At 37.6% G+C, this 12,233-nt stretch carries 12 protein-coding genes; 11 read left to right on the top strand and 1 reads right to left on the bottom strand.

Annotated elements, in window-relative coordinates; genetic code table 11:
- The first annotated feature begins 195 nt into the window (after positions 1 to 195).
- The 3 genes from A6J31_RS06595 (at position 196) to rpsU (ending at position 2,536) form a co-directional block, all read left to right on the top strand.
- On the top strand, positions 196 to 1,305 hold the full coding sequence (locus A6J31_RS06595; RefSeq protein WP_014634848.1) for an aminotransferase: 1,110 nt from the start codon (positions 196 to 198) through the stop codon (positions 1,303 to 1,305).
- Between the two features lie 67 nt (positions 1,306 to 1,372).
- A complete protein-coding gene (locus A6J31_RS06590) occupies positions 1,373 to 2,167 on the top strand; it encodes a transporter substrate-binding domain-containing protein (protein ID WP_037601831.1) in 795 nt (264 codons plus the stop codon).
- A gap of 192 nt (positions 2,168 to 2,359) precedes the next feature.
- A complete protein-coding gene (rpsU, locus tag A6J31_RS06585; protein WP_002884573.1) occupies positions 2,360 to 2,536 on the top strand; it encodes a 30S ribosomal protein S21 in 177 nt (58 codons plus the stop codon).
- A 156-nt stretch (positions 2,537 to 2,692) separates the two neighbouring features.
- On the opposite strand, the gene mscL is transcribed toward rpsU, so the two are convergent.
- Positions 2,693 to 3,073: a large conductance mechanosensitive channel protein MscL gene (gene mscL / locus A6J31_RS06580; protein ID WP_037611854.1), complete on the bottom strand. Its 381-nt coding sequence runs from the start codon at positions 3,071 to 3,073 to the stop codon at positions 2,693 to 2,695.
- Between the two features lie 162 nt (positions 3,074 to 3,235).
- On the opposite strand from mscL, the gene dnaG reads away from it, so the two are divergent.
- The 8 genes from dnaG to A6J31_RS06540 all read left to right on the top strand — a co-directional run bounded on the left by dnaG (position 3,236) and on the right by A6J31_RS06540 (position 12,224).
- Positions 3,236 to 5,047: a DNA primase gene (gene dnaG, locus A6J31_RS06575; protein WP_105291381.1), complete on the top strand. Its 1,812-nt coding sequence runs from the start codon at positions 3,236 to 3,238 to the stop codon at positions 5,045 to 5,047.
- A 3-nt stretch (positions 5,048 to 5,050) separates the two neighbouring features.
- Entirely contained in the window at positions 5,051 to 6,160 is a 1,110-nt protein-coding gene (gene rpoD / locus A6J31_RS06570; protein ID WP_105291380.1) for an RNA polymerase sigma factor RpoD, read from the top strand.
- Between the two features lie 53 nt (positions 6,161 to 6,213).
- On the top strand, positions 6,214 to 6,549 hold the full coding sequence (locus A6J31_RS06565; RefSeq protein ID WP_002891474.1) for a metal-sulfur cluster assembly factor: 336 nt from the start codon (positions 6,214 to 6,216) through the stop codon (positions 6,547 to 6,549).
- Positions 6,550 to 6,559: 10 nt separating this feature from the next.
- Entirely contained in the window at positions 6,560 to 7,486 is a 927-nt protein-coding gene (locus A6J31_RS06560) for a glycosyltransferase family 2 protein (protein ID WP_080610756.1), read from the top strand.
- A gap of 3 nt (positions 7,487 to 7,489) precedes the next feature.
- Complete coding sequence (locus A6J31_RS06555; protein ID WP_002884376.1) at positions 7,490 to 8,965, top strand: glucosyltransferase domain-containing protein; 1,476 nt, start codon at positions 7,490 to 7,492, stop codon at positions 8,963 to 8,965.
- An 85-nt stretch (positions 8,966 to 9,050) separates the two neighbouring features.
- Positions 9,051 to 9,902 carry a dTDP-4-dehydrorhamnose reductase gene (rfbD, locus tag A6J31_RS06550; RefSeq protein WP_002884247.1) on the top strand — a complete coding sequence of 284 codons (852 nt, stop codon included), beginning with the start codon at positions 9,051 to 9,053 and terminating at the stop codon, positions 9,900 to 9,902.
- Positions 9,903 to 9,987: 85 nt separating this feature from the next.
- Positions 9,988 to 11,274, top strand: coding sequence for a polysaccharide biosynthesis C-terminal domain-containing protein (locus A6J31_RS06545; RefSeq protein ID WP_192573924.1), 1,287 nt, complete (start codon positions 9,988 to 9,990; stop codon positions 11,272 to 11,274).
- Positions 11,275 to 11,279: 5 nt separating this feature from the next.
- The gene (locus A6J31_RS06540; RefSeq protein WP_080610754.1) at positions 11,280 to 12,224 is read left to right on the top strand and encodes a glycosyltransferase family 2 protein; all 945 of its coding nucleotides are present in this window, start codon (positions 11,280 to 11,282) and stop codon (positions 12,222 to 12,224) included.
- Positions 12,225 to 12,233: the final 9 nt, after the last annotated feature.

Genomic DNA, 12,233 nt, shown 5'->3' with positions numbered 1-12,233 from the left:
AACAGTGAAAAGTTTCGTTTGGTGATGGCTTTGTTCACCTAAGAGGAGTCTCCAAAAATTCTTAAATCTAAAATGGGGCAATACCCCATTTTTTATTGAATTCTCTGTTAAAAACAGTTATTATCAAAGTAGGTAAGTCTGTCAAAATAGACAAATGACATCGTATAGAGTGCTTAAGAAAAGCAAGGAGAAACTATGAAGCTACCACGTTTTGGTGTTGAAGAATGGCTTAATGTCCATGAAAAATCTGCCATATATGATATCGCAGGAGTTTCAATTAAGGCCCTCACAATGGAAGAATTATTTGACCTGTCAGGCCTTGATAAAGACGCCTTTTTTGCCCAACTACTAAAGAAAAAGATGGATTACGGCTGGATTGAAGGGTCACCAGAGTTTAAGACTCAAGTGGCTAGCTTATACAAGAACATGCCGGTTGATAATATCCTCCAAACCAATGGGGCTACAGGAGCGACGATGCTAGCCCTTTATGCGCTTATTGAGCCTGAGGACCATGTCATCTCCATGTATCCAACTTATCAACAGCTCTATGACATTCCTAAGTCGCTAGGAGCAGACGTGGATCTCTGGGAGGTTGAAGAGGACAAGGGGTGGTTGCCTGATTTGGACCAACTCCGCCGTCTCATTCGTCCTAATACCAAAATGATCTGTATTAACAACGCCAACAATCCTACCGGTGCCCTTATGGACGCTGCTTACCTCGAGGAGCTAGTGGCTATCGCTAAAGAAGTAGACGCCTATATCTTCTCAGATGAGGTCTATCGCAGTTTTGACCAGCCTACGCCTTCTATTGTAGATTTGTATGAAAAGGGCATTGCCGTCAATAGTCTGTCAAAGACTTATTCCATTCCTGGTATTCGTGTGGGTTGGGTTGCTTCTAACACAGAGGTGGCGGACATTCTGCGTGACTACCGTGACTACACGATGATTTGTGCGGGTGTCTTTGATGATATGGTGGCTACCCTTGTCTTGGAAAATAAAGAAGCCATCCTAGAGCGTAATCGTCAGATTGTAGAGGAAAATCTAGCTCTTATGGATGAATGGATTGCCAAGGAACCTAAGGCGTCATGGATTAGACCTGCCAGTGTTTCCACATCTTTCGTCAAACTAGATGTGAATCGTCCTATCGAAGATTTTGCTTTGGAGCTTCTTCAGGACTATGGTGTTCTTGTGGTTCCAGGTAACCGTTTTGACAAGGAGTCTCATGTCCGCATCGGTTATTGCTGTGACAAGGAAGTTCTTCAAAAGGGCTTAGAAAAATTGTCGCAATTTCTTAATAAATGTTGACAATACCACTAATTTTAAGTAAAATAAACGAGCAAAAATTATATTTATACAGGAGTTTCTTATGAAAATGAAAAAACTTTTCCTTGGGGCTATGGCTCTCCTTGCTACTGTGACTTTAGTAGCTTGTGGGTCAAAAAAGGATGCTTACTTATCCATTAAAGAAAATAAAAAACTTGTCGTGGCTGTCAGCCCAGACTATGCACCATTTGAGTTCAAAACTTTGGTAGATGGTAAAGACCAAGTAGTTGGTTCAGATATCAAGTTGGCACAAGCTATCGCTGATGAACTCGGTGTTAAGCTTGAAGTTACAACAATGAGCTTTGACAATGTCCTTTCTAGCCTTCAATCAGGTAAGGCTGATCTTGCTATTTCAGGTATCTCAGTAACAGACGAACGTAAGAAAACCTTTGATTTCTCATATCCTTACTACGAAACACAAAATGCTATCATCGTTCGCAAAGATCAAGAGTCTACTTACTCAAGTCTTGATGCTTTCAAAGGTAAGAAAGTAGCAGTTCAAAAAGGTACCATTGAAGAAGGCCTTGCTAAGAAACAATTGAAAGATTCAACAGTCGTATCACTTACAGCAATGGGTGAGGCGATTAACGAGGTGAAATCTGGCCAAGTTGATGCTGTTGACCTTGAAAAACCAGTAGCAGAAGGTTACGTGGCACAAAATTCAGATTTGGCTTTGGCAAGCGTTGCCCTCAAAGTTGATGATGGCGATGCAAAAGCAGTCGCTATGGCTAAAGGCAACGAAAGATTGAAAGAAGTAGTCAACAAAGTCGTCAAGAAATTGAAAGCAGATGGTACTTACGACGAGTACATCAAGGATGCTTCTAAATACACAGCAGTTGAATAAATCAGTAGCTAGGGGAGATGCCTCCTCTAGTTTTTGTATAGGAAAAAACTTGGATAGTTTTAGTAGACTTAGAAGTCAACTGTAATAGCAAAAATTCCTAAACTTAAATATATTTCTTGACAGAAAAAGGCGAGTCTTGTATACTTGAATAGAACGTGTAAAATGTTACATTATCTTGAGGAGGTGAATTCAATGTCAAAAACAGTAGTACGTAAAAACGAATCACTTGACGACGCTCTTCGTCGTTTCAAACGTTCTGTGACTAAAGCTGGTACTCTTCAAGAGGCTCGTAAACGTGAACATTACGAAAAACCTTCTGTAAAACGTAAACGTAAATCAGAGGCAGCTCGCAAACGTAAAAAATTCTAATTAAGAATGAAATTAACAGAAAAAAGCTTGAGTCTTCTCAAGTTTTTTTCTTTTCATCGAATAAAGAAGTCGGTTAGTAATCGTGAGATACCAAAAAAGACGTCTGAGATTTCAGACGTCTTAAGTTTCATATGTCTTTAGTTGAACAAATAAAGATTATTTGTTTGCAAGAAGGTCGCGGATTTCAGCGAGCAATTCTTCTTGTGATGGACCTGCTGCTTCAGCAGCATCCTCAGCTTCTTTTTTGCTAAGAGCAGTTGCTTTGCTAGCAGCTTTAACAACGAAGAAGAGAGTAGTACCAACGATGATGAAGTTGATAACTGCGCTCAAGAAGCTACCGTATGCGATACCGTTCCATGACAATTTAGAGAGGTTTTCAACGTTAGCAGCCTTAACAACTGGGTTAAGGATAAGTGGAGTGATGATATCACTTACAAGTGAAGTGATGATAGCGTTGAAAGCAGCCCCCATAACAACGGCTACAGCAAGATCAAGGACGTTACCCTTGAACAAAAAGTCTTTAAGTTCTTTAATCATTTTGACAATGAATCCTTTCTTTTATTTACTTTTAATAGTTTATCCGATTTTGTAAATCTTGACAAGGTATTTGCTCATGAAAAATCAATTTTATTTTACTTTCATTTTTCATCGTGTTATAATTAGGGGTAATGCAATTATGGTAAGATAGGGGGCGATTAGATGGTGATTGATAAAGCTTTAATAGAAGATATTAAGAGCAGTACCAACATCGTCGACGTAATTGGCGAAGTTGTCAGTCTTAATCGTGCAGGTCGCAATTACCTGGGTCTCTGCCCCTTCCATAAGGAGAAAACCCCCTCATTTAACGTTATTGAGGACAGACAGTTTTACCATTGTTTTGGTTGCGGAAAGTCTGGGGATGTCTTTAAATTTTTAGAGGAATATCGTCAGGTTTCTTTTCAAGAAAGTGTCAAGGTTCTGGCAGATCGGCTAGGTATCGCAGTTAGTATAGATGCGCCAAGACAAGCCAAGCAGCAAAATTCTCCTAATCAAGCTTTTTATGATCTTCATGAGGATGCGCTTAAGTTTTACCATGCTGTTCTCATGACGACTAAGATAGGAGAAGCAGCGCGTGCCTACCTCTATGAACGTGGGATGACTGACGATTTACTTAAGGCCTTTCAGATTGGTCTATCCCCTGACGAACCAGATTATCTCTATCAGTCTGTTTCCAAAAAATACGATGAAGAGGTGCTGACAGAATCAGGTCTTTTTAATCTTTCTGAAAGTAATCGTCTTTTCGACACTTTTAAAAATCGAATCATGTTTCCGCTCAAAAATGAGTTTGGAAAAACAATCGGTTTTTCAGGACGTGTTTGGACTAAGGAGGATATTGAACAAGGGCAAGCTAAGTACAAAAATACCAGAGCTACTCGCATTTTCAATAAATCCTATGAACTCTACCACTTAGATCAGGCTAAGCCAGTGATTCAGAAGACTCATGAAGTCTATTTGATGGAGGGCTTCATGGATGTTATTGCTGCCTATAGAGCTGGTCATGCGAATGCAGTGGCTTCTATGGGAACGGCTCTGACTCCTGAGCATGTCAATCGTCTTCGCAAACTAACTAAAAAAATTGTTCTAACCTATGATGGTGATAAGGCTGGGCAAAATGCGATTGCCAAGTCTCTGGAACTGTTATCGGATTTTCAAGTTGATATTGTTAAAATTCCAGACAATATGGACCCCGATGAATATCTACAGAAAACTTCCGAAGAGGCTTTGGGCAAACTCTTGGTTGAGTCCCGCATTTCAGATGTGGAATTTTGGATTGGACAGCTCAAGCCTGCTAATGTAGACAATCTTCAAGCGGAGATTGCCTATGTCGAGCAGATTGCAAAGATTATTGCTAAGTCACCTTCTGTAACGGCACAAAATTCTTACATTTCCAAGGTGGCTGACCTTTTGCCAGACTTTGATTTTTTCCAAGTCGAGCAAGCGGTCAATAACGAACGGTTGACCATGAGAAATCAGCAGACGGCTCAATTATCAGCTGCTAGTAATAGTGCTTATGAGTCTTCAGCATCAGGATTTAGAGGGACGGTCAAACTACCTTCTACACCTAAGATTACAGGTCTTCGTCGCGCGGAAAATCAACTCTTCCATCGCATGCTTAATCATCCTATGATTTTAAACGACTATCGTATGCGAGATGACTTTTTCTTCCAAACACCTGAGTTAGAAGAACTCTTTCAGATTTTGAAGCAAGACGGTCAAATTGATACGGTAGCCTTGTCTCTACTTTCTCAAGAAGTACAAACAGCCTATTATCAGGTTTTAGAGGAGATTTTGCCGCCTGAAACCAATTTAGAGGAAGTCCAGGCTATTGAAGAGCGTAGAAATCATTTTCTGAGGGAACAGGACTTCCGTAAGCAAAGTAAACAAATAAGAGAATCAAGTAACCACGGTGATGTGGATGCAGCGGTGGAAGCTCTGCAAATGCTCATCGCCCAAAAACGAGATATGGAGTAATACATGGCAAATAAAAAACAAAATACAGCATTTAACGTTCAAGTCGCTGATTTCATTCGTAACCACAAAAAAGCTGGTACAGCAACTGATGATGAAGTCACAGAAAAACTAGTTATCCCATTTGTTCTAGATGCTGATGGGATTGATGACCTTTTGGAGCGTTTGACAGATGGTGGTATCTCTATCACTGATAAAGATGGAAATCCTTCATCTAAATATGTTGTTGAGGCACCAAAACCAGAAGAGCTTACAGACGAGGAGCTTCTTGGTTCAAACTCTGCTAAGGTCAATGACCCTGTTCGTATGTATCTCAAAGAGATTGGGGTAGTGCCTCTTTTGAGTAACGAAGAGGAAAAAGAATTGGCTATCGCTGTTGAAAATGGTGATTTGGAAGCTAAACAACGTTTGGCAGAAGCTAACCTTCGTTTGGTAGTTTCAATCGCTAAACGCTATGTTGGACGTGGCATGCAGTTCTTGGACTTGATTCAAGAGGGTAACATGGGGCTTATGAAAGCCGTTGATAAATTTGACTACTCTAAAGGTTTCAAATTCTCAACTTATGCGACATGGTGGATTCGTCAAGCAATCACACGTGCCATCGCAGACCAAGCACGTACCATCCGTATCCCAGTTCACATGGTTGAAACCATTAATAAATTGGTACGTGAGCAACGTAACCTCTTGCAAGAGTTGGGACAAGACCCAACACCTGAGCAAATTGCTGAGCGTATGGATATGACACCAGATAAGGTTCGTGAAATCCTTAAGATTGCTCAAGAACCAGTCTCACTTGAAACACCTATCGGTGAAGAGGATGACAGCCATTTGGGTGATTTTATCGAAGATGAAGTTATCGAAAATCCAGTAGATTACACAACTCGTGTCGTTCTTCGTGAACAATTGGATGAAGTGCTTGATACCCTTACAGACCGTGAAGAGAATGTTCTTCGTCTCCGTTTCGGTCTTGATGATGGTAAGATGCGTACCTTGGAAGATGTTGGTAAAGTCTTCAATGTTACTCGTGAACGTATTCGTCAGATCGAAGCTAAAGCCCTTCGTAAATTGCGCCATCCAAGCCGCAGCAAACAACTTAAAGACTTTATTGAAGACTAAGATAGTAAATGGAAGGGGCCTGATTGTTAGGTCCTGATTTTGGAGGAAAAGCTATGTCTGAAGTGAAATACACTGAAGAAGAAATTGAAAAAATCAAAGACCGTATCTTGGAAGCCTTAGAAATGGTCATTGACCCAGAGTTGGGGATTGATATTGTCAACCTAGGCCTCATTTACGATATCCGTTTCCAACAAGACGGCTATACTGAAATCGATATGACCTTGACGACTATGGGATGCCCTTTGGCAGATCTTTTGACAGACCAAATCTATGACGCTATGAAAGAAGTACCTGAAGTCACTAAGACTGAGGTTAAGTTGGTCTGGACACCAGCATGGACTATTGAAAAGATGAGTCGCTACGCTCGTATCGCTCTAGGTATTCGTTAGGAGAAGGTTTATGAAAACACTGGCTATCGTTGTCCCTTGTTACAACGAGGAAGAGACTATCCATCCTTTCCTAGAAGCCTGTCAAGCAGTTGAGCGACAAATGGCCAATCAGTTGGCTTTCAACTACTATTTTGTCAATGACGGTTCAAAAGATCGCACCTTGGAAGTTTTGAGACAGGTTTCAAAGCAATTTGAGAATGTTCACTATATCTCTTTCTCTCGTAATTTTGGGAAGGAAGCAGGCTTACTTGCAGGACTTGAAGCAGCCCAAGGTGACTATGTCACAGTTATGGATGCCGATCTTCAAGATCCACCTGAACTTCTTATCGAGATGTATGCCAAAATCCAAGAAGGTTACGACGTTGTCGGAACACGACGTGCTGACCGCAAGGGTGAGCCACCTATTCGTTCACTCTTTGCTAAGGTCTTCTATTGGTTGATAAATAAAGTTTCTGATACCGAAATGGTGGATGGGGCACGTGATTTCCGCTTGATGACTCGTCAAGTCGTTGATGCAATCCTTGAGCTCAAGGAAGTCAATCGCTTCTCAAAAGGGCTCTTTTCTTGGGTCGGCTTTGATGTGGCCTACGTCTCTTATGAAAATCGTGAACGTGTGGCAGGAGAGACTTCTTGGTCTTTCTGGAGCCTATTGAGTTACTCACTTGATGGCTTTATTAACTTCTCAGAAGTACCCTTGAAACTTGCCACATGGGCAGGAACCTTCTCATTCTTAATCTCCTTGGTTGGAATTCTCTTTGTCGTTATCCGAAAACTAACTATAGGTGGGAGTGTTGCAGGTTGGGCAAGCCTTGTCTCAATCATCCTCTTTATCGGAGGAATCCAACTTCTGGCCTTGGGTATCATCGGGAACTATATTTCAAAGATTTTCCTAGAAACCAAGAAACGACCAGTTTATATTGTTAAGGAGAAGGGCTAAAGAATGATTGAAGAGTTTTTAGGAGTATTTAATAATTTAAAAGGCTATATTAAGAGGAATAAATTTGTTTTATCTCTTATCTTAGGTGTTTATCTTTTAGTTAATATTAACATCAGTTTAGCTGAGTACCCCTATATTGACGATATTGGTCGTCAAGTTCTGGGTTATACGGGCTTCTCTGAACATTACTCCAGATATTTGAGTGAATTTTCAGCACGTCTTATTCAAGGTGGTACTCATTTAACGGATCCTGGCCTGACAACAAATATTATCTCAGCCTTTATATTAACGTTTGCAAGTACGATATTATTGTTTGTATTGTTTCCATCGAAAAAGGTTACTCCAGTTTTAGCCTTAGCCTCAACTGTAATTGGAATAAATCCTTGGTTTTTAGAGCCTTTGAGCTTTAGGTTTGACAACCCATTTATGTCACTAAGTATTTTAGTGTCAATTCTTCCTTTTATCTTTTGGGAGTCTAGAAAACTATTTAGTATATGTTCGGTTGTATGTATTTATCTTATGTGTAACTCATACCAAGCATCGTCGGGAATTTATATTCTCATGACGCTAACACTTCTCTTTTTAGAAGTAGTCTATAGTGGTAAATTGAACATAAAGAGTTTAGTATGTTCGATTTTATCCTATGTTGGGGGTATGGTTTTATATAAAATACAAATTACTATTAAGCCACCGATTTTTGCTGACCAAGGAAGTATCCCAAGTTTATTACATCTTCCTAGTATTATGCTAGCAAATGCTAAAGGGTATCTGAAAAATATTTATCTTCAAAGCACAAAAGTCTGGATTCTTTTATTTCTAGTAATACTTATCTTGTTAGTATTTAATATAATTAGTAGTAGCAAGCAAAAGAAAATTGTATCTTTAGCTTTTACGTTTGCTTGGCTTGCTTTAGGAAGTATTTTGAGTTATGGAAGCTATTTAATACTTTCAGAACAATTTTATTTGTTGAGACCTAGATATGAGTACGGACTAGGAGTCTTTTCTTCGATTGTGTTAGTTGTTTCTTTGGGAATAACCAATCGAAATAAGATTATTAATGTTTTAAAATCAGTATTTTCAAGTTTACTCGTCTTTTATTTCCTTGCTTTTTCATTTATTTATGTAAGCAATTTAAAGCAACAGAATAATACATTTGAAGTTCAGAGTGCTATGCTAGGAAATAGTTTGAATAAGTATTTGAATGATAAAAATAATGTGGTCAATATTAATCGTTTTGTTGCTAATTCGCCTATTTATGAAAATGCGATCTCGGTCTATCCAATGATTAGTAGTTTAATTATGCCTAATACTAATGTTTCTTGGGATATGACGATGAGATTTAATGCAATCACAAAATTAAACGTTGATTTTAAACCATTTGATGCAACAACAGTAAATTCAGAGTATAAACAATTAGAAACAACAAAAATGTATGATGTTTATACCAAAGATAATGAACTCTTTGTAGTGATGAAATGATAAATTATATTTTATGAAAGCAGATTTTTTCTGCTTTTTTTGTTAAAATGAAACTGACATTATTGGAAATTACAAGGAGAAAAATATGATTCTAGTAACAGGTGCAAATGGCCAACTCGGAACTGAGCTTCGCCACCTTCTTGACGAACGTAACGAAGAATATGTAGCAGTAGATGTGGCAGAAATGGATATCACTGATGCTGCCAAAGTAGATGAAGTTTTTGCGGAAGTAAAACCAACCTTGGTTTATCACTGTGCTGCTTACACAGCTGTTGATGCTGCTGAAGATGAAGGTAAAGAGCTTGACTATGCTATCAACGTGACAGGTACTGAAAATGTCGCTAAGGCTGCTGAAAAACATGGTGCAACACTGGTTTATATTTCAACGGACTACGTTTTTGATGGTGAAAAACCTGTCGGTCAAGAGTGGGAAGTTGATGATAAACCAGATCCACAGACAGAGTATGGTCGTACAAAACGCATGGGTGAAGAGTTAGTCGAAAAACATGTGACTAACTACTACATTATCCGTACTGCGTGGGTATTTGGTAACTATGGTAAGAACTTTGTCTTCACTATGCAAAACCTTGCTAAGACTCACAAGACACTTACAGTTGTTAATGACCAACATGGCCGCCCAACTTGGACACGTACTTTGGCAGAATTTATGACTTATTTGGCTGAAAACCGTAAGGAATATGGTTATTATCACTTGTCAAATGATGCAGCAGAAGATACAACTTGGTATGACTTTGCGGTCGAAATTCTCAAAGATACTGATGTTGAAGTGAAACCTGTTGATTCAAGCCAATTCCCAGCTAAAGCTAAACGACCACTTAACTCAACAATGAGTTTGGCTAAGGCTAAGGCTACAGGATTTGTCATCCCAACATGGCAAGATGCTTTGAAAGAGTTTTACAAACAAGAAGTGAAATAAGAATACTTAATGAGCTTTTTAAGTTCAAAGAGAGAACGTGTGTCATGCTGTTCTCTCTTTTTTCATTTAGAATATGATATAATTAATGGAATATAGTTATCGAAAGAGAGTGAAATATTTGAAAAAAGTAACTGCCCAAAAGGTTTTTTTCTGGAATATTTTAGGAAGTATGTCTTCAGCTGCTGTTTCAGTTATACTTCTTTTTATTGTTACACGGGCTTTAAATAGTGCTTCAGCGGATATCTATAGTTTTGCCTATGCAATTGCGAATCTCTTTGTTATTGTAGCAAGTTTTCAAGTCAGAGATTTCCAAGCGACAGATATAAGAGAAAAGTATTCTTTTGACACCTATTTTGTCACAAGAATCATTTCTAATGTTGCAATGGTTCTTCTTTTAGTGACGTATTTAATTTTTAATACTAATACTCACTCAAATATAGGGATAATTTTTTGGGTATCTTTTTTCCGAGTTAGTGAAGCCCTATCAGATGTTTTTCAAGGATTGTTTCAGCAGAAAGAACGTCTGGATATTGCAGGGAGGTCTCTTTTCCTGAGAAATACCATTTCAACAATTGTGTTTGCTTTAACTTTAGTTATCTCTAAAAATCTATTGTGGTCAGTGATCGCACAAACCATCAGTTCATTTATTTTTATTGCTCTATTCGATTATCCTAATTCAAAAGTCTTCCATCGCTTAAATCTTAAGAGTGTTAGGTTGAGTAATATTATCAATGTATTGAAAGATTGTTTACCTTTATTTATTAATGCTTTTTTGTTGGTCTCAATTTATAATCAGCCTAAATATGCTTTGAATGATATTTTTAATCAAGGTATGATTGGAAATGGTGTTCAGCGAGATTTTAGTATTTTGTTTACACCAATTTTTGCCATGAATCTTATGATTGTGTTTCTTAGACCAATGATTACACAACTTGCAGTCTTTTTAGAAGAAAAGAAGATTTCTCATTTTGTCACTTACAAGAATAATCTCTTCAAGATTTTATTTGGAACTTGCACATTAATATTTCTAATTGGTGCTTTTATAGCCATCCCAGCTTTGGATATTGTATACGGGACTAACCTTAAACAGTATCAGACGAGTTTTATCGTCTTGTTGCTTGGAGGAATTGCAAGTACTTTTTCAACTGTATGTGATAATATTTTGACAATATTTAGGAAGCAACATTTTTTGGTTATTTCCTTTATTGTGGGTTATATTGTGTCAATCTTAACTGCCAAGCCTCTAGTGTCAAAATTTGAAATTTTTGGAGCCTCACTATCATTTCTTTGTGCAATGATAGCATGGCTACTTGCTTCACTAGTAATTTATTTTGTAACAAACCCATATACAATCTTTAGAAGGAAAAAATAATTGACATGAAATTTTCTATCATTATTCCAGCCTATAATGTGGCAGATTATCTAGAAAACTGTGTAGAGAGTATTCTTAAACAAACATATGATAATTATGAAATTATAATTGTAGATGATGGTTCAACTGATGAGACAGGTAAAGTAGCAGATGAACTATTGAAACAATCTAAGCAAATTAATGTAGTTCACCAATCTAACGGTGGTGCTTCGAAGGCACGTAATACTGGAATGAAGAGAGCTACGGGTGATTATATTTTGTTTTTAGATGGCGATGATTTTTGGAGTGATAGTCATTTTTTAAAACAGATTGTTAGTGAGCTTACTATAAAACTTGTAGATGTTATTATTTTCGGTTATAGTTATTACTACGATAACGAAATTAAAGAGTCCCCGATATCTCGATTAAAAGACTTAGGTGAAGCTACTAATTATGGCTTATTTAATGGCCCTAATTGGAATAAATGTATTTCTAAGAAATTAATTAATAAGGGGTTGAGTTTTCCTGAGGATTTAGTCTCTGAAGATAGTTTGTATTGTTCATCAATAATGAAAATGATGGAAAGTTTTTCTGTAATTACTAGCACTCAGTATATGTATCGTCAGAACAGAGCTGGAAGTTTAACAAATGTAGTGAAAGAAAGAAATGTTTTAGATACTCTTGAGGGAATTAGTAGAGGTTTATCTGATGAAAAGTCATTATCTGAAGTTAAACGTAAAGCCTTAAATACCTATTTTACAATTTCTTATATTTCGATTCTACCTTATGCTAAGCCATATCTATTTAACCAAGAAATACGCAACTTATTAATTCAATATAAATATTTGTTGAAAAATTCCAGTCATATAAATAACAAATCATTTAAAATGACAGGTATCTTTACTTCGATTTTTGGAATTAATATCTCAACAAGGTTATTTTCTTACCTTCTGAAATTTTATAAAAAATAATAGATAGAA

This window comes from Streptococcus sp. FDAARGOS_192 (genome assembly GCF_002073815.2).
Taxonomy (GTDB): Bacteria; Bacillota; Bacilli; order Lactobacillales; family Streptococcaceae; genus Streptococcus; species Streptococcus salivarius_H.
This window is presented reverse-complemented; position numbering and strand designations above follow the sequence as displayed.